This window comes from Micromonospora sp. DT227, from assembly GCF_049841835.1.
Classification (GTDB): domain Bacteria; phylum Actinomycetota; class Actinomycetes; order Mycobacteriales; family Micromonosporaceae; genus Micromonospora.
In genome coordinates this window covers 140,282-164,506 of sequence record NZ_JBNCLA010000007.1, presented here as the reverse complement: position 1 = coordinate 164,506, position 24,225 = coordinate 140,282, and the positions used below count along the sequence as shown (strand labels likewise).

Annotated in this window: 23 protein-coding genes; 7 read left to right on the top strand and 16 right to left on the bottom strand. The window is 74.6% G+C overall.

The features are described 5' to 3' along the window. Positions 1 to 50: 50 nt before the first annotated feature. The 5 genes from ACLQ2W_RS23670 to ACLQ2W_RS23650 form a co-directional block, all read right to left on the bottom strand. Positions 51 to 944: a septum formation family protein gene (locus tag ACLQ2W_RS23670; protein ID WP_425788696.1), complete on the bottom strand. Its 894-nt coding sequence runs from the start codon at positions 942 to 944 to the stop codon at positions 51 to 53. A 220-nt stretch (positions 945 to 1,164) separates the two neighbouring features. Further along, a complete protein-coding gene (panD, locus tag ACLQ2W_RS23665; RefSeq protein ID WP_405094352.1) occupies positions 1,165 to 1,593 on the bottom strand; it encodes an aspartate 1-decarboxylase in 429 nt (142 codons plus the stop codon). A 29-nt stretch (positions 1,594 to 1,622) separates the two neighbouring features. Further along, positions 1,623 to 2,465 carry a pantoate--beta-alanine ligase gene (gene panC / locus ACLQ2W_RS23660; protein ID WP_425788693.1) on the bottom strand — a complete coding sequence of 281 codons (843 nt, stop codon included), beginning with the start codon at positions 2,463 to 2,465 and terminating at the stop codon, positions 1,623 to 1,625. Then, on the bottom strand, positions 2,459 to 3,394 hold the full coding sequence (locus ACLQ2W_RS23655; RefSeq protein ID WP_425788691.1) for a Rossmann-like and DUF2520 domain-containing protein: 936 nt from the start codon (positions 3,392 to 3,394) through the stop codon (positions 2,459 to 2,461). Before ACLQ2W_RS23655 ends, panC begins: the two co-directional genes overlap by 7 nt. Positions 3,395 to 3,535: 141 nt before the next feature. After that, entirely contained in the window at positions 3,536 to 4,813 is a 1,278-nt protein-coding gene (locus ACLQ2W_RS23650; protein ID WP_425788689.1) for a phytase, read from the bottom strand. 78 nt (positions 4,814 to 4,891) lie between these two features. On the opposite strand from ACLQ2W_RS23650, the gene ACLQ2W_RS23645 reads away from it, so the two are divergent. Both ACLQ2W_RS23645 and ACLQ2W_RS23640 read left to right on the top strand, forming a co-directional pair. Next, complete coding sequence (locus ACLQ2W_RS23645) at positions 4,892 to 5,977, top strand: SAM-dependent methyltransferase (protein WP_425789023.1); 1,086 nt, start codon at positions 4,892 to 4,894, stop codon at positions 5,975 to 5,977. Further along, positions 5,974 to 7,143 (top strand): NADH-quinone oxidoreductase subunit D, encoded by a 1,170-nt coding sequence (locus tag ACLQ2W_RS23640; protein WP_181570726.1) that lies wholly within the window; start codon positions 5,974 to 5,976, stop codon positions 7,141 to 7,143. The genes ACLQ2W_RS23645 and ACLQ2W_RS23640 overlap by 4 nt, the downstream gene beginning before the upstream one ends. Positions 7,144 to 7,264: 121 nt before the next feature. Here ACLQ2W_RS23640 and ACLQ2W_RS23635 read toward each other — a convergent pair whose 3' ends face one another. From ACLQ2W_RS23635 to ACLQ2W_RS23620, 4 genes are all read right to left on the bottom strand, one after another. After that, positions 7,265 to 9,346 (bottom strand): hypothetical protein, encoded by a 2,082-nt coding sequence (locus ACLQ2W_RS23635; protein ID WP_425788687.1) that lies wholly within the window; start codon positions 9,344 to 9,346, stop codon positions 7,265 to 7,267. 132 nt (positions 9,347 to 9,478) lie between these two features. Continuing rightward, positions 9,479 to 10,483, bottom strand: a complete 1,005-nt coding sequence (locus tag ACLQ2W_RS23630; protein WP_425788685.1) for a glycine betaine ABC transporter substrate-binding protein — start codon at positions 10,481 to 10,483, stop codon at positions 9,479 to 9,481. Positions 10,484 to 10,706: 223 nt separating this feature from the next. Then, entirely contained in the window at positions 10,707 to 11,429 is a 723-nt protein-coding gene (locus tag ACLQ2W_RS23625; protein ID WP_425788683.1) for an ABC transporter permease, read from the bottom strand. Then, on the bottom strand, positions 11,426 to 12,112 hold the full coding sequence (locus tag ACLQ2W_RS23620) for an ABC transporter permease (protein ID WP_281934401.1): 687 nt from the start codon (positions 12,110 to 12,112) through the stop codon (positions 11,426 to 11,428). Before ACLQ2W_RS23620 ends, ACLQ2W_RS23625 begins: the two co-directional genes overlap by 4 nt. A gap of 2 nt (positions 12,113 to 12,114) precedes the next feature. Between ACLQ2W_RS23620 and ACLQ2W_RS23615 the strand changes: the two genes are divergently transcribed. Beyond that, entirely contained in the window at positions 12,115 to 13,107 is a 993-nt protein-coding gene (locus tag ACLQ2W_RS23615; protein WP_425788680.1) for an ABC transporter ATP-binding protein, read from the top strand. 110 nt (positions 13,108 to 13,217) lie between these two features. Here ACLQ2W_RS23615 and ACLQ2W_RS23610 read toward each other — a convergent pair whose 3' ends face one another. The 7 genes from ACLQ2W_RS23610 to folP all read right to left on the bottom strand — a co-directional run bounded on the left by ACLQ2W_RS23610 (position 13,218) and on the right by folP (position 17,790). Next, positions 13,218 to 13,709: a hypothetical protein gene (locus ACLQ2W_RS23610; RefSeq protein WP_425788678.1), complete on the bottom strand. Its 492-nt coding sequence runs from the start codon at positions 13,707 to 13,709 to the stop codon at positions 13,218 to 13,220. A gap of 82 nt (positions 13,710 to 13,791) precedes the next feature. Further along, positions 13,792 to 14,094, bottom strand: coding sequence for a hypothetical protein (locus ACLQ2W_RS23605; protein WP_107159648.1), 303 nt, complete (start codon positions 14,092 to 14,094; stop codon positions 13,792 to 13,794). Positions 14,095 to 14,156: 62 nt separating this feature from the next. Continuing rightward, the gene (locus ACLQ2W_RS23600) at positions 14,157 to 15,389 is read right to left on the bottom strand and encodes an ABC transporter permease (RefSeq protein ID WP_425788676.1); all 1,233 of its coding nucleotides are present in this window, start codon (positions 15,387 to 15,389) and stop codon (positions 14,157 to 14,159) included. Positions 15,390 to 15,507: 118 nt separating this feature from the next. Beyond that, a complete protein-coding gene (locus tag ACLQ2W_RS23595) occupies positions 15,508 to 16,038 on the bottom strand; it encodes a DUF3180 domain-containing protein (RefSeq protein WP_425788674.1) in 531 nt (176 codons plus the stop codon). Further along, the gene (folK, locus tag ACLQ2W_RS23590; protein WP_405091523.1) at positions 16,035 to 16,562 is read right to left on the bottom strand and encodes a 2-amino-4-hydroxy-6-hydroxymethyldihydropteridine diphosphokinase; all 528 of its coding nucleotides are present in this window, start codon (positions 16,560 to 16,562) and stop codon (positions 16,035 to 16,037) included. The genes ACLQ2W_RS23595 and folK overlap by 4 nt, the downstream gene beginning before the upstream one ends. Continuing rightward, entirely contained in the window at positions 16,559 to 16,918 is a 360-nt protein-coding gene (folB, locus tag ACLQ2W_RS23585) for a dihydroneopterin aldolase (RefSeq protein ID WP_107159514.1), read from the bottom strand. The genes folK and folB overlap by 4 nt, the downstream gene beginning before the upstream one ends. Next, positions 16,915 to 17,790, bottom strand: coding sequence for a dihydropteroate synthase (folP, locus tag ACLQ2W_RS23580; protein WP_425788672.1), 876 nt, complete (start codon positions 17,788 to 17,790; stop codon positions 16,915 to 16,917). Before folP ends, folB begins: the two co-directional genes overlap by 4 nt. A 360-nt stretch (positions 17,791 to 18,150) precedes the next feature. On the opposite strand from folP, the gene ACLQ2W_RS23575 reads away from it, so the two are divergent. The 4 genes from ACLQ2W_RS23575 to ACLQ2W_RS23560 are packed head-to-tail and all read left to right on the top strand — an operon-like array spanning position 18,151 to position 24,223. Continuing rightward, positions 18,151 to 18,465 carry a hypothetical protein gene (locus ACLQ2W_RS23575; RefSeq protein WP_091070155.1) on the top strand — a complete coding sequence of 105 codons (315 nt, stop codon included), beginning with the start codon at positions 18,151 to 18,153 and terminating at the stop codon, positions 18,463 to 18,465. Between the two features lie 14 nt (positions 18,466 to 18,479). Then, positions 18,480 to 18,842, top strand: a complete 363-nt coding sequence (locus tag ACLQ2W_RS23570; protein WP_089157613.1) for a hypothetical protein — start codon at positions 18,480 to 18,482, stop codon at positions 18,840 to 18,842. A gap of 49 nt (positions 18,843 to 18,891) precedes the next feature. After that, entirely contained in the window at positions 18,892 to 22,278 is a 3,387-nt protein-coding gene (locus tag ACLQ2W_RS23565) for an ATP-binding protein (protein ID WP_425788669.1), read from the top strand. A 1-nt stretch (position 22,279) separates the two neighbouring features. After that, positions 22,280 to 24,223: an MFS transporter gene (locus tag ACLQ2W_RS23560; protein ID WP_425788667.1), complete on the top strand. Its 1,944-nt coding sequence runs from the start codon at positions 22,280 to 22,282 to the stop codon at positions 24,221 to 24,223. The last annotated feature ends 2 nt before the right edge of the window (positions 24,224 to 24,225 follow it).

Below are 24,225 nucleotides of genomic sequence, written 5' to 3'. Positions count from 1 at the left end.
ACCCGAAGCATCCTCGTCCCGGGCGGCGGGGGCGGGACGAGTGGTTCCGGCTACCTCGTCCGGACCGGCATCCCGGCCGGGCCTGCGCCCTTCAACGAGACGCTCACCTTGCGGTGGCTGAGCCACAGGTAGCAGCGGACCCCCCGGTCGCCGACCGCCCAGCGGCCGGGGCCCGGCGGCCGGACCACCACGTCGCTGCGGTACCGCAACACCGGGTCGGCGGGCACCCCGGTCCAGCGCGCGATGGCGGCGTAGCAGCCGGCGTAGAGCGGGGCCCAGTCAGCAGGCTTCTTCGGGTACGGCCGGTCCGGCGCCGCCCACACGCCGACGAACTCGGCGTCGTGCGTGGTCGCGCAGTCGACCGCGGTGAGCGTCTGCACCCGTCGCCGGTCCTGGCCGGTGCGCTGGCAGCCGAGGCGTAGCCGGGAGGGCTGCTTGAGCGCGTCGCGCAGGCTGCCCGTCCGGGTCACCACGGTGGCCGCCGCCTCGGTCGTGTTCAGCTCGGTCAGGTCGCACCGGAACCAGCGGGAACCGGCCGTCCACCCGGTGCCGGTGGGCGTCGCCACGGCCAGCCGGAGCCGACCGGCACGCCAGTCGTCGCCGACGTAGCCCCGGGCGCGGGTGTCGCACTCGGCGAACGCGGTACGCAGTTCCGGCGAGGTGAGCGCCGGCGGAGCGGCCCGGTCGACGGTGAACGCGCCGACGTGCACCGTCTCCACCCGGTGCGGCACGTCGCAGCCGACCGGCGCGTACCCGGCCAGGCCCACGGTGGGAGTGAAGTCGGCGACCTGGCAGACGCCGGCCACCGGCGTGAACGGCCCGGCGGGGCCCAGCGCCGGCCAGTCGTCGGCGAGGTCCCCGTCCACCCCGCCCGACGAGGCACACCCGGTCAGCACCACGCCCGCGACCACCGCGGCGACGAGGCTGCGCATCGCACGGCCCATCGCGCCTCCCCCAGCCCGACGACCGTCGATTCCGACGGCCCGCCCAGGGTAGCCGAAAATGACCTTCCGGTAACAGACCGCGCTGACCCGTTCCCGCCCCCTCCCTCACCCCGCTCGCCGATCTTGCGGTTGTCGCCCCGACAAATAAAGCAAAGGGGGCAGACGCGGGGCACCAACTGCAAGATCGCGAGGGAGGGCGGGGACGGGGGGCCAGGGCGGGTCAGGCCGGGGTGGTGGCGAGGGGGTTGGGGATGGGGGTGCCGGCGGTGCCGGGGGCGGCGGTGGTGGGGTCGGTGGTGAGGTCGACGATGTTGTTGTCGGCGTCGACGTGCACCACCCGGGGCTGCCAGGTGCGGGCCTCGGCGTCGTCCATCTGCCCGTACGAGATGAGGATGACCAGGTCACCGGGGTGCACCAGGTGCGCGGCGGCACCGTTGATGCCGATCACGCCGCTGCCCCGGCGACCCGGGATCACGTACGTCTCCAGCCGCGCCCCGTTGGTGATGTCGACGATCGCGACCTGCTCGCCGGGGAGCAGGTCCGCGGCGTCCAGCAGATCCTCGTCCACCGTCACCGAGCCGACGTAGTGCAGGTCGGCCTGGGTCACCGTGGCCCGGTGGATCTTCGACTTGAGCATGGTCCGGAGCATCGGGTTGCCTTTCCGCATTCGTGGAGGGGTCAGGGACGCGGCGCGAGGTGGATCGCCGTGTTGTCGATCAGGCGGGTGGCGCCCACCCAGGCGGCGATCAGCAGCCGGGCCGCGCCGGAGACCGGGCCGGGCTCCAGGTCGGTGTCGGTGAGCACCAGGTAGTCGAGGCGGGCCTCCGGCGCGTCGAACGCCCGGTGGGCGGCGGCAAGCACCGCACCCGCGTCGTCACCCCGCTCCGCCGCCGCCGCACCGGCGCGCAGCGCGGCGGAGAGGCTCAGCGCGGCCCGCCGCTCCGCCGCGGAGAGGTAACGGTTGCGGCTGGACAGCGCCAGGCCGTCCGGCTCGCGTACGGTCGGCACGCCGACGATCTCGGTCGGCACGTCGAGGTCGTGGACCATCCGGCGGACCAGGGTGAGCTGCTGGTAGTCCTTCTCGCCGAAGAAGGCCAGGTCCGGGCGGGTGAGCTGGAGCAGCTTCAGGACCACGGTGAGCACGCCGTGGAAGAACCCGGGCCGGCTCAGGCCCTCCAGGTCCGCGCCGAGCGGGCCCGGGTCGAGCCGCACCGTCGGCTGTCCCTCCGGGTACATCTCGTTCACCGTGGGCGCGAAGACCAGGTCCACCCCGGCCCGGCGGCAGATCTCCAGGTCCGCGTCGAGCGTGCGCGGATAGCGATCGAAGTCCTCGTTCGGGCCGAACTGGAGCGGATTCACGAAGATCGTCACCAGCACGTGGTCGGCCCGCTCCCGGGCGGCCCGCAGCAGCGTCTCGTGCCCCGCGTGCAGCGCGCCCATGGTCATCACCACGCCGACGCTGCCGGCCAACCCGTTCCGGGCCACCGCCAACTCCTTACGCGTGTGCACCACGTTCACCACGAGGAGGCCACCTCCATCCCGTCGAGCACGTCCCGCAGCGGCGCGGCGTCCGCCGGGCGCAGGCGACCCGCCGCGACGGCGCGGTCCGCCGTCCGTCGGGCCAACGCCAGGTAGGCCGGCACCGATTCCGGCGCGGTCGCGGCCAGCCGGTCCAGGTGCCGGCGTACGGTGCCCGCGTCGCCCCGGGAGACCGGGCCGGTCAGCGCGTCGTCGCCGAGCCGCAAGGCGTTCTCCAGGGCGGCCCGCAGCAGCGGGGCCAGCACCTTCTCCGGCCGGTCCACCCCGGCGTCGCGCAGCCGGTCGGCCGCGTCGTTGACCAGTGTCACCAGGTGGTTCGCGCCGTGCGCGAGCGCCGCGTGGTAGAGCGGCCGGTCGGCCTCGCCCACCCACTCCGGCACCCCGCCCAGGTCGGCCACCAGCCGGGCCGCGAACGGGCGCAGCTCGGCCGGGGCGGTCACCCCGTAGGAGCTGCCGGCCAGGCGGGACAGGTCGTCCGGCGTACCGGTGAAGGTCATCGCCGGGTGCAGCGCGAGCGGCCGGGCGCCGGCCGCGGCGGCCGGGGCCAGCACGGCCAGCCCGTGCGCGCCGGAGGTGTGCGCCACGACCTGACCCGGGCGCAGCGCGCCGGTGGCGGCCAGGTCGGCGACCACAGCGGCCAGGGCGTCGTCGGGGACCGCCACGAGCAGGAGGTCGGTGGCGGCGCGGGCCACGGCGGGTGCGGCGCGGTGCGGGGTCTGCGGCAGCAGCAGCGCCAACCGGGCCCGCGAGGCGCCGGACGCGCCGGACGCGGCGACCACCCGGTGACCGGCGGCGGCGAGCGCCGCGCCGAGCACGGCGCCGACCCGGCCGGTGCCGAGCACACCGACGGTGAGGGTACGGGGAAAGGCGAGCGGGGCGCGGTGGACCCGCGGGCGCAGCGGTGCGCTCATGGCAGCGATCCAGTCCTCGAAGGGGGTACCGGTCGATGGCAAGTATGCGCCGTGGTCACGGAGCCGGAACAAGAAGGTGTGAAAACCTTCACCGGTGCGCGAGGGGCCGGCGCGGGCACCGGGCCGGCCCCTCCCACCGGATCAGCGCGGGGCGCGGAGGAAACCGGCGTCGACGAACTTGACGTTCGTGTCGGGACGCGCCTCGCCGTCCCCGCCGACCGTCTCCGGCGTGTTCCGGCCGTCGTGCACGACCAGCAGGCCACCCGGGTAGCCGGGCAGCGGGGTGGCGGTCACCGCCGCGCCGTCGCACTCCTGCGCGCCGTCCACCCGGCCGTCGACCACGGCGAACCGGCCGGTGGGCCGGTCGGTACGCCGGTCGTAGGTGTAGAAGGTGTCGTCGCCCTGACTGGAGACGATCAGGGTGCCGGTGAACCGGCCGGTGCGGAAGATGGTCAACCCCTCGACGTCCTGGGCGATCCGACCACCGAAGCCGGGGTCCGCCGCGTAGTCGGTCACGCAGTCGTCCGCCTCGGCGTCGAAGGCGGCCGGAATGCCGTACTCGCGGACCCGCTCGACGGACCGCGGAGCGCCGACGAACCGACCGCCGACCAGCCGGGTCCGCCAGAGGCCGACCTTCTCCTGCGCCAGGTGGACCACGCCGGTGGCCGGATCCACCACGATGCCCTCGACCTGCGGTCCGTCACCCGGGTCGGTGCAGGGTGCCCAGGTGGTGCCGTTCGGGAGGGTGAACGTCGACGGCAGCACCAGCCGGTCCACCGGGCGGTAACTGACCCGCCCGGCGCGCTCCACCAGCCGGAACACCCCCACCTCGGGGGTGCTGCGCCGGCTCACCACCGCGTACGCGGCGCCGTCGGCGTCGACGAAGGTGCCCAGCCCGTAGGCGGTGCGCTGCTCGTTGGCCTCGGCCTGGTCCGCGCTGAACACGAACGGCACGTCCCCGGCGGTGACGTCGGTGAGGGTCCGGGAGCGCGGGTCGATCCGGTAGAAGCGCAACCGGTCACGCCCCCGGTCGGTCACCACGGCCAGGTCGGCGGCGCGCCCGCCCAGGCGGAAGCCGGCCACCAGGTCCACGTTGTTGAAGCGGCCCGACTCGTCGTCCGGCCCCGGCGCGGGCGGCGTCGTGATCGCCTGCCGTTCCCGCGCCCGCAGGTCGTAGACCCGTAGGCCACCGTTCTTCGCGGTGGCGATGACCAGGCTTCCGGCGCGGTCGGTCGGGTGCACCCAGATCGCCGGGTCGTCGGCGTCCGCGTCACCGCCGGCCTCGTCGTCGAAGAGGGAGGGGGTCTCCGTCACCGCGCGGACCGGACGTGGGGGTCCGGCCGCGGGCGCGGCGACCGCCGGGGTCGCCGCCAGCAGCAGGGGCACCACGGCCAGCGCGGAGATTGCGGTTCGTCTCATGTCCGGTCACCGTAGGGTCGGCACGGTGACGTCCCTTGAACGAGGAATGAATTGACGGCGCTGCGCTGGCGCGACGCGATGGAGACCGCGCTCTACGGCCCGGACGGCTTCTTCGTCTCCGGTCCGGGGCCGGCCGCCCACTTCCGCACCAGCGTGCACGCGTCCCCGGTGTTCGCGTCCTGCCTGCGGCACGTCCTCACCGTGCTCGACCTCGCACTCGACCATCCCGCCCGGCTGGACGTGGTCGATGTGGGCGCCGGGCGGGCCGAGTTGCTCCGCGCGCTGCTCGGCGCCGTCGTGGCGACGCCCACCGAGCCGTCGTTGGCGGAGCGGATCCGGCTCGTCGCGGTGGAGAAGGCCGCCCGCCCGACGGACCTGCCCGCCGAGATCGAATGGCGGTCCGACCTCCCGCCGGAGATCACCGGCCTGCTGCTGGCCACCGAGTGGCTCGACAACGTCCCCCTGGACGTCGCCACCCACACCCCCGACGGCTGGCGTCACGTCCTGGTCGACCCCGCCACCGGCGCGGAGTCCCCCGGCCCACCGCTCTCCCCCGCCGACACCGCCTGGCTCACCCGCTGGTGGCCACTCCCGCCGCCACCGTCCCCGGTGATCAAGGAGTTCGCGTCGGGCCCGACGCCGGACGGCGACGCCAACTCCTTGATCACCGACGAGGGCGGGTGGGGGCAGCCGGGCGGGTGGGGGCGGGTGGAGATCGGGCGGGGGCGGGACGAAGCCTGGGGGGAGGCCGTCGGGCGGGTACGGCGGGGGGCGGCGCTGGCCGTCGACTACGGGCACCTGCGGGACGCCCGGCCCGTCGACGGGACGTTGACCGGGTACCGGGGTGGACGACAGGTGCCGCCGGTGCCGGACGGGTCGTGCGACGTGACCGCGCACGTCGCCATGGACTCGGTCGCCTCCGCCGGTGAGCGGGTCGCGCGGTGCGCGTACACCCTGGTGTCGCAGCGGGCGGCGGTGCGGGCGCTCGGGGCCGACGGCGGGCGACCGCCGCTGAGTCTGGCCTCCCGGGACCCGGCCGGCTACCTGCGGGCGCTGGCCGCGGCGTCGGCGGTGGCCGAGCTGACCGACCCGACCGGCCTCGGCGGGCACTGGTGGCTGTGGCAGCCGGTCGGCGTCGACCTCGATCCGCTTCTGGCACGATGACGGGCATGACCACGGACGCCGGCGACCTCCGCGAACTGACCGTCGGGACCGGCGCCGGCGGTGAGCAGCTCGGCACCGACATGGTGCTCAACATCGGGCCGCAGCACCCGTCGACGCACGGCGTGCTCCGGCTGCGCCTGGTGCTCGACGGGGAGCGGGTGGTCGCCGCCGAGCCGATCGTCGGCTACATGCACCGGGGCGCGGAGAAACTCTTCGAGGTACGCGACTACCGGCAGATCATCGTACTCGCCAACCGGCACGACTGGCTCTCCGCGTTCTCCAACGAGCTGGGCGTGGTGCTCGCGGTCGAACGGCTGATGGGCATGGAGGTGCCGGAGCGCGCCACCTGGCTGCGGATGGCGCTGGCCGAGCTGAACCGGGTGCTCAACCACCTGATGTTCCTCGGCTCGTACCCGCTGGAGATCGGCGCGATCACGCCGATGTTCTACGCGTTCCGGGAACGGGAGACCATCCAGGCGGTGATGGAGGAGGTCTCCGGCGGCCGGATCCACTACATGTTCAACCGGGTCGGCGGCCTCAAGGAGGAGGTGCCGGCCGGCTGGACCGGCCGCGCCCGCGCCGCCATCGGCGAGGTCCGCCGCCGGATGCCGGACCTGGACAACCTGATCCGGCGCAACGAGATCTTCCTGGCCCGTACCGTCGGCGTCGGCGTGCTCTCGGCGGCCGACGCCGCCGCGTTCGGCGCGTCCGGGCCGGTCGGCCGGGCCTCCGGCCTCGACCTCGACCTGCGCCGGGACGAGCCCTACCTGGCGTACGACCAGCTCGACGTGCCGGTGGTGACGAAGACCGCCGGGGACTGCCACGCCCGCTTCGAGGTGCTGCTCGACCAGGTGTACGCGTCGCTCGACCTCGCCGAGCAGTGCCTGGACCGGGTGGACCGGATCAGCGGGCCGGTGAACACCCGACTGCCCAAGGTCGTCAAGGCCCCCGAGGGACACACGTACGCCTGGACCGAGAACCCGCTCGGCATCAACGGGTACTACCTGGTGTCGCGGGGCGAGAAGACGCCGTGGCGGCTCAAGCTGCGCACCGCCTCGTACGCGAACGTGCAGGCGCTGTCGACGCTGCTGCCCGGCTGCCTGGTGCCGGACCTGATCGCCATCCTCGGCTCGATGTTCTTCGTGGTGGGCGACATCGACAAGTGATCTGCGGCGCGGCGACGCCGCCGCCCCGCGCCGGTGTGTCGGGTGCTGTCGGCGCCGGCGCGTCGGTGTCGGTGCTGTCGGTGCTGTCGGCGTCGGCGCGTCGGCTTCCGGCGCGGCCCGGTCAGCGCCAGCGGTCGGCGGTGTCCCGGGGCGGGTGGCCGTAACCGTCCGGCTCCGGGCGGCGCCACTCCGGCTCGGGCCGCCGTTCCGGCTCGGGTTGCCGCCACTCCGGCTGGGGCTGCCACTCGGGCTGGGGCTGCCGCCACTCCGGTTGGCCGCTGCGTTGGGTCGGCGGTCGCCACGCGTCCGGCATCGGCACCCCACCGGCCGGTAGCGCCGGCTGGCCCTCCCCCGACCAGCCGCCGCCCGGCGACGGCTCCCGCTCGTGCCGCGGTGCCCCGACGTCGGGGTACGCCGGCTCGCGGTCGTGGCGGGTCGGGCCGGTGCCGTCGTGGCCGGGTGGCGTGGGCGTGCCGCGGACGGAGGCCCACCGGTCCTCGATCCGGTACCCGGTGCCGCCGCCGTCGGCGTGCACCGCGGCCCGCCGCTCCCCGACCCGGACCTCCCGTCCCTGACCGTCGTCGCGGACCTCGGCCCAGCGGTTGCCGGCACGCAACTCGGACCAGTGGCCACCGTCCGGCTCGCCCACCGCCGCCCGGCCGTACGGTTCGGGCGACGCCGTCCGCTCGGACGCTCCGGTCGGTGGCCAACCGGCCTCCGCGAGGGACGGCCGACCGGCCCGGTCGTCAGCCGACCCGGACCAGGGGCGCTGCTCGTCCGCCGGCCGGCCCGGCCGCGAGCCGGTCGACCACCCGTCCTCCGCCGGCCGTGCCGGCCAGCCCCGGGCACTGCCCGCGGCACGGCCGACGCCGGCCCAGGGATGCTCCCGCCCGTCACCGGTGCCGGTGCCGAATTGTCCGTCGGCCGGTGGGTCCGGCCGGAAGCCGCCAGCCCGTCCGCCCTCGTCCCGCGAACCGGGCCACGCCCCGCCGTCCCGCGCGCCGCCGTCTCGTGCGCCGTCGTCTCGTGCACCCGGCCACGCGCCGCCGTCCGGGCCGCCGTCGTCCCGGCTGTCGGGCCACGCCCGCTCCGGGCCGGACGACGGGGGCCCGGGCCAGGCGTCCTGCCCGGCACCCGGCCAACCGGCGCGCGCGTGGTCGTCTCCGGCCGGCTCACGGTGGCCGGCACCGCGCCGGGCGACCGGTTCCGCGCCGAGCGGCCGGTCCTCCGCCGACGGGGACCAGCGGCCGGCGTACCCCCCGTACCGGGTACCGGCCGGGTCGCCGCCGCCGTCCACGAAGGTGTGCCGCGTGGTGACGTGCACGGTCTCGGTGTGGTGGACCACCCCGACCGGACGGGATTCCGGCCGGACAGCCGGTCCGGGTACCCGCGCCACGCCGTACCCACCGCCGGCGGCCCGTTCCGCGTCCCGCGCGGTGGGCGGCGGCTCCGTGCCGTAGCTGCCGAACTCCGAGCGCTCCGCGCGCGGCCGGGCCGGGCCCGCCGCGTGGCCGCCGGACTCCGCGTGCTCCCCGGCCGGGCGGTCGCGGTCGACGCCGGGTGGCCCGGTTCGCGCCCGGCCCGCCACGGCGTACGCGTCGGACGCGGACCGCTCGGCCCGGTCGTCGACGTGGCTGCCGGTGGCCTCCGAACGGGCCGCCCACGGCGGGTCGACCTGCTGGTCGGTGCCGAAGCGACCCCCCGTCGCCGGGTTCGGCTCGTCCTCGTCGGGGCCGGCCGGATGCGCCCGTCCCGCGTCGTACGCGCCGGCGACCGGAACCCGGGCCCGCCCGCCCGGACGTTCCTCGGCGGGTGGGGCGGCCAGGCCCGCAGCCGCCGCGTCGAGCCGTCGACGCACCGCGCCGGCCGCTTCCTCCGCCCGTCGCGCCTGGTCGAGCGCCTGGTTCCCGCGCTGGGCGGCGGCCACGATCTCGGCCCGCAACTCCCGGCGGAGCTGCTCCAACTCCTCGCGCAAGCCCTCGGACACGGCCCCGTCGCCGCCGTTGTCGGCCCGCAGCGCGATGGAGAGGCCGATCAGCACGACGGCGAGGATCGCGAGCACGGCACCGAACCGGAGCATGCCGTTGCCGTCGGCGACCAGCAGGATCAGCGCCGCCAGGGGGGCCGACCCCACACCGATCCAGAACAGGATCGTCAGTGGCGTCGGGGTGCGCTTGTCGGCGGGGGCGACCGAGGCGGGCATGGGTGAGCAGACTACCGAGAGTTCCATCGGAGTGGAACGGTTCGGCACAGTCGGATGCCCGCACCGCCGGCCGGGTCGCCGGTTCCGCCGCGCCGCCGGCCGGCCACACCGGCCGGCGGCAACGGCGAGCGGTCAGCTGGTGGCGAGCGCGGCGTCGGAGGAGAAGACCAGACCGACGCTTGCGGAACCGGTCTTCAGCGCGTTCTTGGTCTGCGGGCCGCCCGCGTCCAGCGAGCTGAACGAGCCGGCCTTGAAGTCGTAGACCTCGACGAGCCCGGCCTGGCACTTCGGCCGCTGCGGGCACTCCGGCGGGCCGGCCAGCACGGTGGCCTGACCGGAGCACTTCGCGGCCAGGTCGGAGAGCGTGGAGACGCCGTACTTGTCGGCGAAGGCCTTGGTGACCGCGAAGGCGTTCTGGTCCTGCGCCTGGGACGGCTGGCCGAACACCAGGCCGGACTTGTCGCCCTCGGTCTTGAGCGCGGCGACCGTCTTCTCCAGCTCGGGCGAGGAGATCGGCTGGGCGTCCTTGCCGTTGGCCTTGGTGTTGAGGAACTCGGCCATGGTGGCGGCGTACTCCGGGACGACCTGGATCTGGCCCTTCTCCAGGGCCGGCTCGTAGAGCTCCCGGTTGCCGATGGTCTGCACCTTGACCTGGTATCCGGCCGCGGTGAGCGCGATCTTGTAGAGCTCGGCGACGGTCTGGCTCTCGCTGAAGTTGCCGGCGCCGACCGTGACCTGGCCGCCCGGCCCCTTCTCGATCCCGTCGGTCACGCCGTTGGCGCCGGCGAACTCCTGCGCCGCCACCTGGGGCGTCTTCCGGTCGACGTCGACCGCCCGGTTGAGCTGGATCAGCTTCGGGGTGTCGAGCTTCGCGGAGACCTTGTCCAGCGCGGCGACCAACTGCGGGGTGGCCGCCTTCTTGTTGATCGCGGGAAGGACGTTGTCGGTGTTCTGGAGCTTCTTGTCGTCGGTGAGGACGACGAGCTGGTCACCCGCCACCGGGGCGCAACCGGCGCCCGAGGCGCCCGCCTCGGGCGCGTCGGTGCCGGACGAGCCGGCGTCGCCGCAGCCGGTGAGAAGACCCGCCGCGACGAGGGCGCCGAAGGCCCCCGCGACCAGCCGTGAACGTGCGCGCATCAGATGCCCGCCTTCCGTGTCCCGGCGCGGCCCCTTCGGGCCGGCCGCGTGTCCGACGGGCGATCCGTGCGCCGCCCGTGAGTTCACCCAACATCCTCACGGACCGGACCGACAAATTCGGAGCGGTTTTCGTCATCGGATCGTCACCCGGGGGCCGCGCGACGGTGACCGTCGTCTCGTCACCCGACCGGAGGCCGGATGTCACCCGTCCGGAGGCCGGGCGTCAGCCGCCCGCCGTGGCCGCCGCGGCGCGGCGGTTCGCCCGCCGCCGGGCCGGCCGCAGCGGGCGCGGCGTGACCAACCGCTCCACCACCGCGAGCACGCCCTCGACCAGCAGCGCCAGGCCGGCCACCAGGACGCCGCCGGCGATGATCTGGCCGCCGCCGGCGGCGATGTCGAGGCCGAAGCCGGCGCGGATGATCTGGCCCAGCCCGCCGCCGTTGACGAAGGACGCCAGCGCGGCGGTGGCCACCACCTGCACGGCCGCGGTCCGGAACCCGGCCGCCAGGTAGGGCACCGCGAGCGGCAGCTCCACCCGGCGCAGCACCTGCCCGCCGGAGAGCCCCATGCCGCGCGCGGCGTCCCGGGCCTCCGCGTCGGCCTGCCGGACCCCGGTGTACGCGTTCGCCAGCAGCGGCGGCACCGCGAAGACGGCGAGCGCCACCACCACTGAGGCGCGGCCGAACCCGAGGAAGGTCAGCGGCAGGATGGTCAGCAGCGCCAGCGTGGGGATCGCCAGCGTGACGTTGGAGACCAGCAGCACCAGGCCGCCGCCCCGACCGCTGTGCCCGAGCCAGAGGCCGATCGGCCAGGCCACCAGGCAGCCGAGCAGCACCGCCAGCGCGGACATGCTCAGGTGCTCGCCCAGCCGGTCCAGCACGCCGCCCGGGTTGGTCCAGTTCAGCGGGTCGTTCAGCCAGGTCACCGCCGCCTCGACCGGGTTCACGAGTTTCTCCCGCGCAGCCAGGGGGTGAGCAGCCGGCCCACGCCGGCCAGGACCAGGTCGAGCACCAGCGCCAGCAGCACGCAGAGCACCGTGCCGGTCATGATCTGTGCCTTGTAGAAGTTGTTCTGGAAGCCGGCGAAGATGAGCTGGCCGAGCCCGCCCCGGCCCACCACCACCCCGACCGTGACCAGCGCGACCGTGGAGACGGTGGCCAGGCGTACGCCGGTGAGGATGCCGGGCAGCGCCAGCGGCAGTTCGATCCGGAACAGCCGGCCCCAGCGGCCGTACCCCATGCCCTCGGCGGCCTCCCGCACCTCGGGCGGCACCTGGTTCAGGCCGGCCAGCGTGTTGCGCACGATCACCAGCAGCGCGTACAACGCCACCACGGTGAGCACGGTCACCGCGCCGATGCCGAGGTAGGGGGCGAGGAACGCGAACAGCGCCAGCGACGGGATCGTGTAGAGCACCCCGGTCAGCGCCAGGATGGACGCGGCCAACGACCGGAACCAGTACGCTGCCACCGCGAGCGGCAGCGCCACCAGCGCGGCGATCACCACGGCCCGGGCGGTCAGCCAGGTGTGCTCGCGCAACGCGGCGAGGATGCTGTCAGAGTTGTCCCGCACGTACCGCCAGGAGAACCACGGATTACCCGGGGCGGCCCGGTAGCTCAGGTGGAGGAACACACGTGGACGTTACCCCGGAGACCCCCGCCGGTCACGGCGCCGCCTCGATCACGCTGGAGCGCATCCGCAAGCGCTACCCGGACGGCACCGAGGCGGTCCGCGAGCTGAGCCTGGAGGTCACGGCCGGCGAGCTGGTGGTGCTGATCGGCCCGTCCGGCTGCGGCAAGTCCACCGTGCTGCGGATGATCAACCGGCTGATCGAGCCGACCGACGGTCGGATCCTGCTCGGCGACGACGACGTCACCCGGGTCGACCCGGTGACGCTGCGCCGCCGCATCGGCTACGTGATCCAGAACGTCGGCCTCTTCCCGCACCAGACCGTGGCCGCCAACGTGGCCACCGTGCCGGGGCTGCTGGGCTGGTCCCGGGACCGGACCCGGGCCCGGGTCGGTGAGCTGCTGGAGCTGGTCGGGCTCGACCCGACGCAGTACGGCAAGCGCTACCCGCACGAACTCTCCGGTGGCCAGCGGCAACGGGTGGGGGTGGCGCGCGCGCTCGCCGCCGACCCGGTGGTGCTGCTGATGGACGAGCCGTTCTCGGCCGTCGACCCGATCGTCCGGACCCGGTTGCAGGAGGAGTTCCTCCGGTTGCAGGCCGAGGTCCGTAAGACCATCGTGCTGGTCACCCACGACCTCGACGAGGCGGTCCGGCTGGGCGACCGGATCGCGGTGCTGTCCGAGGGCGGGGTGTTGGAACAGTACGACCGGCCGGCCGCGCTGCTCGGCTCGCCCGCCTCGGCGTTCGTCCGCGAGTTCGTCGGCGCCGACCGGGGCATCCGGCAGCTCGCGGTCACCCCGGTGACCCGCGCGGTGCTCGACCCGCTCCCGGCCGGCGACACCGACGGGCTGCCCACGGTGGCGCTGGGCAGCTCGGCCTACGACGCGCTGGGCACGCTACTCACCGCCGGGGCCGACCGGGCCGTGGTCACCGAGGACGGCCGTCCACTGGGGCTGCTCGCCCGCACCCGGGTGCTGACCCTGGGCGCGGTCGACTGAGCCGACCCGGCCGACGAACCCCCGGTGAGGTCAGGCCCGGCCGCCTCGGCCGGCTCGACCTGGCCAGGCCGACGATCCCGGTGAGGTCAGGCCGACGATCGCCGGTGAGGTCAGGCCCGGCCGCCCAGGCTGGCCAGGCCGACGATCCAGCCGGCGAAGAAGCCGTACGCGGCGCCGGTGCTCGCGGCCTGGAACGCGGCGTAGAGCGTGCCGTGCGGCCCGAGCAGCGTGGCGAGCAACGCGCTGAGCCCGGCGGCCAGGGCGTACGCGCCCCAACCGGAGAGGAACTGGCTGCCCGAGGCCGCCACCCGGTCGACCTGCGGACCGGGCAGCAGGTAGAGCAGCGCCGCGGCCAGCACGATCAACAGGATCGCCCGCAGGTTGGTGGCGAGCATCCCCTCGTCCGCGTGCCACCGCCAGGCCGGCCAGGCCAGCAGCCGCAGGAACCAGCCACCGGCGCCGGTCGGGTCGGTGTGCTCCTGCGCCCAGCCGACGTACATCGGGCTGCCGCCGACCGCGACGAGCAGGAACGCGGCGAGCGTGCCGGTGCCGGCGGCCGTGCCGTACCGGCTGACGGTGCGGGGGCGGTTGGTGAGGGCCATGGCACGGCCAGTTCCCGGGCCACCGCGGCGGGCAAACCTGCCCGGTCGCCGGACCGCCGCCGGCCGGCGTACGGCCACCGGGTCAGTGCTTCATCAGGTAGTCGATGAAGGCGGCCCGCAGCAGCGGCGCGGACTCCTCGTACCCGTGCCCGGTCAGCTCGCGCCACAGCGCGTTGGCCTCGTCGATGGTCGGCCCGACCGAGTTGGGCGCGCCGTCCAGGGCCGCGGCCTCGTCGGCGTTCGGCAGGTGCCGCAGCACCGACCAGAAGAACCTGACGTCGCGACGCTCCCGGGCCAGGTGGAACGCCTGCTCGCGCAGCTCCTCGGTGGAGAGCTTGTCGAGCTCGTCGAAGGTACGGCCGCCGGGGGCAGGAGTCTCCGTCATGCCGCCGAGCCTAACCGGCGAGATCAGCTCCGGCCCGCCGGACGCGACGCCACCGGTCGACGTCAGCGGCCGTCGGTGTCCCAGCGGCGCGGCTCGTTCTCCCAGCGCGGCGCCTCCCAGGCGTCGACCGGGGTGTCGGTGTCCCGTACCGGCAGCACCGACGGCCAGGTGTCGGTCGGCTCGGGCCTCGGCGGCATCACCCAACCGCCGCTGATCGTGCCGTCGCCGGGCGGCCGGATCGGCGCGGGCGCGCCCGCGGCGGGCCCGGCCGGGCGGGGCCGGCCGAACGTCTCCACCAGGCGGGTGACCACCAGCCCACCGCCGAGGACGGCGCCGCCCACCGCCCACCGGCTGACCGTCCAGCCGTGCGCGTCGGCCCAGATCTGGAACACCACCACCAGGCAGACCGCCAGCAGGGCGCCGAAGATGCCACCGCGCCGGCCGTACGCGCTGGTGCCGCCGAGCAGCACGGTGCCGACCGCCAGCACGGACCAGTCCAGCCCGGTGCCGGGCGGGACCGGGCCGTGCCCGTTCGCGGCGATCAGCACGCCGCCGAGCATGGCCAGCACGGTGGAGCCGATGAGCGCCAGCGCCGTCACCGTGGCGGCCACCGCGCCCCGCCGCCGCGCCGGGTCGGCGACCGGACGGAAGCGGCCGAGCAGCCGGCGTACCGGTTTGATCGCGCCGAACAGACCGCCGAGGACGGCCACCGCGGCGAAGCCGACGAAGAGGTAGAGCGCGGTACGGCGGGGGTCGTAGTCGCCCTGGACCGCGACCGGGGCGGTCCGGCGCTCCAGCCAGACGATCACGCCGGCCGCGCCGGCCAGGCTCGCCGCCCAGCCGGGCACGTGCAGCACCACGACGGCCAGGGCGAGCGCCAGCCCACCGACCGCCGCGACCGCCAGCGCCGGCAGCAGCGCGTCGCGGAGGCCGCGGTCGCCCTGCTCGGCGAAGTGCAACGCGGCGGCCAGCGCGACCGGGCCGACCGCGAGATTCACCGCGGCGGCCCGCAGGCTCAGTCCGGCGGCCAACGTGAGCAGGCCCAGCCCGGCCACGTCGACGAGCAGCATCTTCAGCGCGCCGCCGCGCAGCGCGTCCGAATCCTCGCGCCAGAGCAGCCAGGTCACCGTGATCAGGCCGGCCAGCAACAGGAACTCCCAGACCACGTGCACCGCGATCCGGTCCCGGCCGGGCTCGCCGTGGGAGGGGTCGTCGAAGACGTTCTCCAGCACCGCGGCGGGCACGCCGGACGGCGTGTCCGGTGGCGCCGTCCGGCCCGACTCGTCGTACCCCATTGGCCCGTGCCTCCCAGGTGGCCGCGTCCGGCCCACTCGGCGGGCGGACCGGCGGCGGCCGTCGCTCTCCGGTCGCCAGGGACGGTACCTGCGGGCGGTGACGGGGGAAACCCTCTGCTCAGCGCCGCCCGCGCGGCGTCTCCCGATCCCCCGGTTCCCGGTCCTCGTCGTCCTCCTGCTCGGGCACCCGGCAGGAGCGCTCCAGCCAGAGCGCGGCGGCGACCAGGGCCAGCGCGGCGACCAGGCCGGCCACCGCGGCCGGACGGTCGCCGACGGCGGCGTTGGTCCGCTCCACGAAGAGCCAGCCGACCAGCCCGGCGTAGAAGCCGGCGAAGATGGCCCCGGCCAGCGCGGACGCCTTGGCGAGCACCACGAACCGGGCGACCAGGAGCGGGTTCACCCGCTCCCGGCCGGGCCGGCGCTCGACCCGGGCGCGGGTGTTGGCCGCCGCGTAGCCCTCCAGCACGGCCAGCCCGGCCAGCGTGATCACCGGCAGCCACGGCAGGTCGGGGGCGAAGTCGTAGTAGAAACCGCTGATCAGCAGCCAGGCCACCGCGGCGGCGGCCAGACCGGCCACCACCAGCGTGGAGACCCGGGTCGGCCCCATCCGGAAGCGGTCGGGGTCCTGCGGGGGCCGGGCCGTACTCATGCGTCCGACTCTAGCGTCAGATCGGGCCGTGGGCTCAGTTCCAGGGCGTCGGCGGCCAGCGGCTCGGCGTTGAGCAGGTCGGTCAGCCAGCCGTGCCCGGGTAGCCGGCCGTGCGGCTCGATGTCGATCCACGGCCGCAGCACGAACGCGCGCAGGTGCGCCCGGGGGTGCGGCAGGGTCAGCTCGGGATCGTCGCTGAGCACCGGCTGCCCGGCGGCGTCCCAGACCGCGACGACGTCCACGTCGAGCGTGCGCGGCCCGTACCGGCGGGCCGGGTCGCGGGTCCGGCCGGCCGCCGCCTCCGCGGCCCGGGCCCGCGCCAGCCAGTCCGCCGGCGTCGCCGCCGGGTCCGCGACCATCACCGCGGCGTTCAGGTACGCGGGCTGGTCGGCGTCCCCCCACGGTGGAGTCTCGTAGACGCCGGAGACCAGCAGCACGTCGCCACCGAGCGTGGCCACCGCGCCGCGCAGGTGGTCGAGGCGGTCGCCGAGGTTGCTGCCGATCGACAGCACGGCCCGGCTCACCGGGTACGCCGCATGGTGACGGCCACGTCGTGGAAGGCGTGCGGGATCGGGGCCTCCGGCTTGTGCACGGTCACCGTCGCGGCGGCGACCAGCGGCTCGGCCAGGCAGACCGCGAGCAGCCGGTCGGCGAGCGTCTCGATCAGGTTCACCGGCTCGCCGGTGAGCACCGCGACCAGCCGCTCGGCCAGCTCGCCGTAGTGCACGGTGTCGGTCACCTCGTCCGACCGGGCGGCCGGGGCCAGGTCGAGTTCGAGCACCGCGTCGACCACGAACTCCTGCCCCTGGGCCCGCTCGAAGTCGTAGACCCCGTGCCGCCCGTGGGCCCGCAGGCCGGTCAGCTCGATCCGGTCGGTCATCGGTGTCCTTCCCCGGCCGTGCCGGCGCTCGTGGTGGCCAGTCGGGGACGGCCGGTGGCCCGCCAGACCGCGAGCGCGTCGACGGTGCCGCGGACGTCGTGCACGCGTACCCCCCAGGCGCCGGCGGCGACGGCGAGCACGCTGGTCGCGATGGTCGCGGCCGCCCGCCCGGCGGTGGGGCGCGGCTCGCCGGCCGGATCGGCGAGCAGCCGGCCCAGGTAGGACTTGCGGCTGGCCCCGAAGAGCAGCGGGAAGCCGAGGTCGACCAGCTCGGGCAGGCGGGCGCTGAGTTCCCAGTTGTGCGTGGCGGTCTTCGCGAAGCCGAGCCCGGGGTCGACGATGATCCGGTCGGCGGCGACGCCGGCGGCGAGCGCCGCGTCGACCCGTTGGCCCAGCTCGGCCCGGACGTCGGCCACCACGTCGGTGTAGGTGGCCAGGTCGCGCATGCCGCGCGAGTGGCCCCGCCAGTGCATGAGCACCCAGGGGCAGCCGGCGTCCCGGACCACCCGGGCCATGTCCGGGTCGGCGAGCCCGCCGGAGACGTCGTTCACCACGTCCGCGCCGGCCGCGAGCACCGCCTCGGCGACGCGGGCCCGGCTGGTGTCGATGCTGACCGGGATGCCGGCGGCGCTCAGTTCGCGGATCACCGGCAGCACCCGGGCGGTCTCGGTCCGGGCGTCGACCCGGTCGGCGCCGGGCCGGGTGGACTCGCCGCCGACGTCGACCAGGTCCGCGCCGGCCTCGCGGAGTCGCACCCCGTGTGCGACGGCGGCGTCCAGATCGGCGTATCTGCCGCCGTCGGAGAAGGAGTCGGGGGTGACGTTGAGGACGCCCATCACCACCGGGGCGTCCGCTCGTACCAGATCGGTCACGGACCCGACAGTACCGTTCGCCAGCAGGGCTTCCGGCGACCGGGCGCGACCCCGGCACGACGCCCCTGACGTGCGCATTGGAACAGGTGTACGATCGGTCGTCCGGGTCGAAGCGGGTCCACTCTTCGCGGCTTGTCGCAAAGGTGGCCGGCCCGTACGCTTTGGAATTGCCCAGCATCGAGATGGCGAAGCCCGGAGGGGAGGGCCGAAGCGGGAAGAATCCGCCCAAAGCTCACCACTCTTCGTGGTGGGTGACGGACGCAGCGTCGACGGCGCTGTTCCCGTCGAGCACCATCCCGCCAGGCTTGCCTAACTGCACCATCGCGGCGCCGCCGGCCGCGACCTTTGGGGAGGTTTCCAGTGATCGCCATCGAGCTCATGGCAACGGCGTCCACCGCCGTCGACCACGCGCTCCACACCCTGGCGTCGACTCCACTCGCCGAGCCGGCTCCGAAGGGCATCGACACCGACAACGTCGTCACGTTCTTCGCCAGCAAGGTCGCGCCGATCCTGCTCGCCGTGCTCGGCGTGATCTTCATCGGCCGGGCCAGCCGAGGTGAGATCTCCAAGGTGCTGACCAGCTCCGCCATCGCCATCATCGGGCTGGCCTTCATCGCCGGCGCGGCCACACTCTTCTTCGTCGGCGACTACCTGATCAACCTCATCTTCGAGTAGGGCGTTGGGCGACGATGCGGCTGCGCACCGACGACGACATCTACCGGGCTCGCCTCGTCTACCTGGGGCCGCCCGGCTACACCCTGCCCGTCCATCTGCCGTACGCCCAGTACGGCCTGTTCATGCTGCTCGTACCCCTCTACGTGTTCATCCACTGGTTGTTCACGCTCCAGGTCGAGCTCTTCCCCGCCTGGGAGATCTCGCTCGCCATCGTGACGACCTCGTTCATCTTCCGGTACGTCGACCCGGACCGGCCGGCGCGCATGGTCATCCGGACCGCGCTGACCGACTGGCGACGCACCCGGGAGCCGGCCGCCGAGCTGCGGGATCCGCGCCTCGTCGCGAGCCGGATCAGGATCCGGGAGGAACTGGCATGACCGGGCGCAGGCCGACGACGCAGACGAACGACGCGGGTGAGGCGGTCGCATGAGTCGCTCCTCCACGCCGGGTTCCCCGGCCGGACGCCCGGCCGACACGCCTGGTAACCGTGCGCGATCGTTCGACTACCCACCGGACGAGGATCTGGACGAGGTCGTGCTGGACCCGGCGCTCGTCACCAGCCCCGGCCACGGCCGCGTCGGCGTGTTCCAGCCGCCACGCCCGCTCGGCCCGCGCGGCGGTGACGCCGCGCGTGAGCCGGTCCGCCCCGACGGCGACATCGACTCGCCGTTCCTCGACCTGTTCGGCGGCGCGCAGCCCCGGGTCCGCCGCCCCGCCGCCGCCACCCCGCCGGCCCTGCCGGTCGAGCCGGTGGTGGCCCCACCCCGACGCGGCGTCGGCGGCGTCGGGCGCGACGCGCTGCCGATCCCGCACCAGCCCGCCGCGCCGGCCGAACCGGCGCCGCCGGCCCGGCCCGAACCGCCGGCCCGGGAGCCCGCCCCCGGCGTACGCGCGGTGGAGCGACAGCGGCCGGAGCACCTGCTCTCCGCGCCCGCCGAGCCGCCCGCGCTCGACCCGCCGCCGGCGACCCGCAGCCGGGTGCCGCTCCAGGCGGGCGACCGACTCGCGCTCCGCCCCACCGCCGAGCCGGAGCCGGCAGCCGAACCCGTGCTCCCGCCGCCCGCGCGCGCCGAGCTCGGAGCCGCCGCGCACCGCGCCGACCCGCGGGAGCCGGCACCCGACCTGCTGGACCGGCCGGCACCGTCCCGGGAGGTCGGCCGGCCCGCGCACCGTGAGGTGACGCCGCCCCGGCAGCGCTCGGCCGACCGCCGGAACAAGCCGGCCAAGCCGGTCCGCGTCCGCGCTCCGAAGATCAAGTTCGGCGACCGGGACCCGGCCGTCGAGCTGGCCATCACCGAGATCGCCGGCCACCTCACCTTCACCCCCAACACGGTCACCGCCTGGTACTGGCTGCCCGAGGTGCGCTGGGCGTTCCGCCCCGACGCGGAACGCGAGGCGCTGCTCTCGGCGATCTCCGAGCAGTACGCCGGCCTGGCCGGATTCCGACTGCACCTGCGCCGCACCACCCGGCCCTTCCCGGCCGACGAGTGGGCGCGCACCATCGACGCGCACACCGCCACCCCGCTGCCCGACGTCCCCGGCACCGCCGGCTGGGCCGACCACCTGGTCGCCGCCCAGCGGCACCTCATGTCCGTCAACCACGCCGAGGGCCAGACCTACCTCGGGGTCACCTTCGCCCGCCGGTCGCTCGGCGACTCGCTCACCGAACGCCTGCTGCGCACGTTCGGCCGGGGCACCGCCGACGGCGAACGGCGCCGACTGGGCCGCACCGTCGAGCAGTTCGACGAGGTGCTCGGCGCGTTCGGCATGCGCGGCCGCCGGGTCACCGCGCCCGAGCTGGAATGGCTGCTCTACCGCTCGGTGGCGCTCTGCATGGCGCCGCCCGGCGTGCTCTCCCCGATCACCAACGGCCGGTGGGAACGCGGCGACCTGCTGGCCCTCACCGAGCAGGTCGAGCGCTACCGCACCCCGTACGGCTCCACCGTGAAGCTGGTCAACCGGATGACCGGCGAGGAACGGCACGTGGCCGTGCTCGCGGTCGGCCGGATGGAACCGCTGGAGATCCCCGAACGGCACGAGCCCTGGCTGCACTTCCACGAACGGCTGCCGTGGCCGATGGAGCTCTCCACCCGGGTCGACCTCCTCGGCCCCAACGACTCCTTCCGGAACCTCGAACACCGGCTCCGGATGATCCGCTCCCAGCAGCTCGACTACGCCGAGCACGGCATCGACGCCCCGCCCGAGCTGGAGCGGCTGGCCAAACGGGCCCTGGTGATCGGTGACGAGATGACCACCGGGCTGCCGGTCGACTCGGCCCGGGCGCACGGCTGGCACCGGATCGCGGTCGGCGGTCGCACCCGGGAGGAATGCCTGGAGCGGGCCCGCCGCCTCATCCAGCTCTACTCCCGCGAGCTGCGCATCTCGCTCCAACACCCGAAGAACCAGGACTGGCTGGCCCGCGAGTTCATTCCCGGCGAGCCCATCGCCAACACCGGATACGTCAGACGGATGCCGGTCCAACTCCTCGCCGCCGCGCTGCCCCAGGCCGCGTCCACGGTCGGCGACCGGCGCGGCGACCTGATCGGCCGGACCGCCGGCACCTGCCGTCGCCCGGTCTTCCTCGACCTGCACTTCCCGATGGAGGTACGCGAACGCTCCGGGCTCGCCGTCTTCGTCGCCGAACCGGGTGGTGGCAAGTCAACGCTGCTCGGCGCGCTCGGCTACCTGGCCGCGCGGCGCGGCGTGCAGGTGACGCTGCTCGACCCGTCCGGCCCGCTGGCCCGGCTCTGCGCCATGCCCGAGCTGGCGCCCTACTCGCGGGTGCTCAACCTGACCGGCTCGGAACAGGGCACCCTGGCCCCGTACGCGCTGATCCCCACGCCACTGCGCAGCGAGTTCGGCACCGGGGCGGCCGGCGACCGGGAGTTCGAGATCGCCGTCTCCAACGCCCGCGCCGAACGCCGGATGCTGGTGCAGGACATCTGCATGATGCTGGTGCCACCGCAGGTGGCCCGGGAGGCGTCCACCGCCACCCTGTTCCGGCACGCCGTACGCCAGGTGCCGGCCGAGGAGACCTCCACCCTGGACGACGTGGTCGCCTGCCTCCAGGGGCTCGACGACGATGCCGGCCGTGAGCTGGCGAACCTGCTGCTCGACACCGCCGAGATGCCGCTGGCGATGCTCTTCTTCGGCCGCCCGCCGGAAGGACTGCTCGGCGCCGACGCCGCGCTCACCGTGATCACCATGGCCGGCCTCCGGCTGCCCGACCTCAAGATCGAGCGGGAGTACTGGTCGGCCGAGGAGGCCCTGGCCCTGCCGATGCTGCACACCGCGCACCGGCTGGCGGTCCGCCGCTGCTACGGCGGGTCGATGGGTTCCCGGAAACTCGTCGGCCTGGACGAGGCGCACTTCATGGAGGGCTGGCGCTCCGGACGGTCGTTCCTGGTCCGGCTCGCCCGCGACTCCCGGAAGTGGAACCTCGCCGCCCTGGTCGCCTCGCAGAACCCGAAGGACATCCTCGGCCTCGACGTGCAGAACCTCGTCTCCACCGTCTTCGTCGGCCGGATCGCCGAGGACAGCGAGATCGCCTCCGAGGCGCTGCGGCTGCTCCGGGTGCCGGTCGACGACGGCTACGAGGCCACCCTCGCCTCGCTCTCCCAGGCCGACAGCGGTTCCGCCAACCGGCTCGGGTTCCGTGAGTTCGTCATGCGCGACGTCGACGGACGCGTGCAGAAGGTCCGGGTCGACGTGTCGTACGTCGACGGGCTGCTGAAGCACCTGGACACCACCCCTGCCGCGGTCGCCCAGGCCGCCGGCCAACTGCCGACCGTGCTGGCTGATCTGGAGGCGTGACATGGCGAGGGCCCGGGCACGGATCACGGCGCTCCTCATCGCTCTCGGCGTACTCGCCGGGGCCACGATCTCCTGGCCGCTGATCGGGGGCACACCGGCGTACGCGGCCGGCCCGGTCACCCAGGCGCGGGCCGAACTGTGCAGCACCAAGGAGTGGCAGGCCGACTTCCGGGCCTGCGTGGGCAAGCTCAAGGCGGTCAGCGAGGACCAGGTCGAGTGCCGTAACGCACCGGTGCCCGGCGCGCCGGACTCCGGACTCGCCGGCTGGTTCGCGGCCCGCCCCGACTCCGCCAAGCAGCCCGGCCCCAAGGGCCTCTACAGCGACTACGGGTACGCCGGCTACAGCTACACCACGTACGACGTGGACGGCGGCTGCGCCTCGTCCGTGCTCCACCCGGACTACCGCTTCACCACAATGGTGGCGAACGGCGAGTTCATGTTCGCCAACGCGGTGATCGGCGCGTCGAACGCGTTGCGTGAGCGCGCGTGGGACCCACGGACCATGTGGCGCTGGGCGGACCCGCTGGTGGAGCAGGCCACCAAGGCCGTCTACCAGAAGGTGTTCAGCGTCTTCGGCATCATCACCATCTGCGTGGTCGGCCTCTACCTGCTCTGGCGCTCCCGCCAGTCGGACATGAGCAACGCGATGACCACTGCCGGCTGGGCGATCCTGGTGATGGTGGCGGTGACCGCGCTGGCCGCCTGGCCGGTGAAGTCCGCGAACATCGCCGACAGCACGCTGATCACCACCCTCGGCGTGGTGCACGACGCGGTCGGTCCGTCCGCGAAGGACACCCCTCCCGGTCAGTGCGATGATCCGAACCCCGAGTCGTGCAAGGACCATCGTCCGCCGGCCGTACGGGCCAGCGACACCGCGACCGAGACCATGCTCTACCGCAACTGGCTGCGGGGTGTGCTCGGCTCCGCGGACAGCGAAACCGCCAAGAAGTACGGCCCCGCCCTCTACGACGCCAAGTCGCTGACCTGGGAGGAAGCGGAGAAGCTCCGCCAGAACCCGGCGACCCGCGAAGGCACCATCAAGGCCAAGCAGCAGCAGTGGGCCCGGGTCGCCGAGCAGATCAAGTCGGAGGACCCGGAGGCGTACGAGTACCTCCAGGGCACCAAGGACATGGACCGGATCGGTGCCGGCTTCATCGCGGTGCTGGCCTCGCTCTTGTTCGCCATGTTCGACCTGACCGCGTCGGTGCTGGTGCTGCTCGGCTTCCTGATCTTCCGGTGGGCGGTGATCGCCGCGCCCATCCTCGGCACGGTCGGGTTGATGCGCCCGGCCAGCGCCGGGCTCCGCCGGCTGGCGAACGCCGTGGTGGCCGCCGTGTTCAACATCGCCATCTTCGGCACCGGCGCGGCCATCTACCTCTTCGCCGTCGACCTGATCATGAACACGGCCACGCTGCCGGGTTGGCTCCAGGTGGTCCTGGTCTGGCTCTGCGGGGTGGTGGGCTGGCTGTTGCTGCGGCCGTACCGGCGGATCACCCAGCTCGGCGGCAAGGACAGCAGCGAGGCGGTCGGCTCGGCCGGCTCGTGGCACCGCCGGTTCTTCCGGGACATGCGGGTCGCCGCCCGGCTGGACGTCGCCGAGCCCGGCGGCACCAACGAGCCGACGTTCGGCCGGCGTCGCGGCGTCGTCGCCGACCAGCGCAGCCTCCGACCGGAGGCGCGGCACGAGGATCCGGCGCATGCCGCCACACCAGTCGAGCGGGAGCGGCCGGACGGACGGGAACGGCCGGACGAGGCACCCGCACCCGAGCGCACCGGCGGACGGCCCACCACTGCCCCCCGGCCGCGCCGTGCACCGTCCACCTGGACCGAGCCGGACGTGCCCGAGGAGGTTCCCTCCTACGCCGTCTACCGGCCAGACTCGGCGGACCGGGCGACCGCACCGGCCACCCGGCCGGCGCCGCGGATCCGCTCCGAGGCCAGGTGACC

Bases quoted from the DNA above. Each gene is read 5' to 3' on its own strand.
- ACLQ2W_RS23565 (WP_425788669.1), top strand. From the start codon at position 18,892: ATGAGTCGCTCCTCCACGCCGGGTTCCCCGGCCGGACGCCCGGCCGAC.
- ACLQ2W_RS23595 (WP_425788674.1), bottom strand. From the start codon at position 16,038: ATGAGTACGGCCCGGCCCCCGCAGGACCCCGACCGCTTCCGGATGGGG.
- ACLQ2W_RS23645 (WP_425789023.1), top strand. From the start codon at position 4,892: ATGGAGACCGCGCTCTACGGCCCGGACGGCTTCTTCGTCTCCGGTCCG.
- ACLQ2W_RS23655 (WP_425788691.1), bottom strand. From the start codon at position 3,394: ATGAGCGCACCGCTGCGCCCGCGGGTCCACCGCGCCCCGCTCGCCTTT.
- ACLQ2W_RS23640 (WP_181570726.1), top strand. From the start codon at position 5,974: ATGACGGGCATGACCACGGACGCCGGCGACCTCCGCGAACTGACCGTC.
- ACLQ2W_RS23605 (WP_107159648.1), bottom strand. From the start codon at position 14,094: ATGACGGAGACTCCTGCCCCCGGCGGCCGTACCTTCGACGAGCTCGAC.
- ACLQ2W_RS23610 (WP_425788678.1), bottom strand. From the start codon at position 13,709: ATGGCCCTCACCAACCGCCCCCGCACCGTCAGCCGGTACGGCACGGCC.
- ACLQ2W_RS23600 (WP_425788676.1), bottom strand. From the start codon at position 15,389: ATGGGGTACGACGAGTCGGGCCGGACGGCGCCACCGGACACGCCGTCC.
- ACLQ2W_RS23650 (WP_425788689.1), bottom strand. From the start codon at position 4,813: ATGAGACGAACCGCAATCTCCGCGCTGGCCGTGGTGCCCCTGCTGCTG.
- ACLQ2W_RS23635 (WP_425788687.1), bottom strand. From the start codon at position 9,346: ATGCCCGCCTCGGTCGCCCCCGCCGACAAGCGCACCCCGACGCCACTG.
- ACLQ2W_RS23670 (WP_425788696.1), bottom strand. From the start codon at position 944: ATGGGCCGTGCGATGCGCAGCCTCGTCGCCGCGGTGGTCGCGGGCGTG.
- panD (WP_405094352.1), bottom strand. From the start codon at position 1,593: ATGCTCCGGACCATGCTCAAGTCGAAGATCCACCGGGCCACGGTGACC.
- folB (WP_107159514.1), bottom strand. From the start codon at position 16,918: ATGACCGACCGGATCGAGCTGACCGGCCTGCGGGCCCACGGGCGGCAC.
- ACLQ2W_RS23570 (WP_089157613.1), top strand. From the start codon at position 18,480: ATGCGGCTGCGCACCGACGACGACATCTACCGGGCTCGCCTCGTCTAC.
- ACLQ2W_RS23560 (WP_425788667.1), top strand. From the start codon at position 22,280: ATGGCGAGGGCCCGGGCACGGATCACGGCGCTCCTCATCGCTCTCGGC.
- ACLQ2W_RS23630 (WP_425788685.1), bottom strand. From the start codon at position 10,483: ATGCGCGCACGTTCACGGCTGGTCGCGGGGGCCTTCGGCGCCCTCGTC.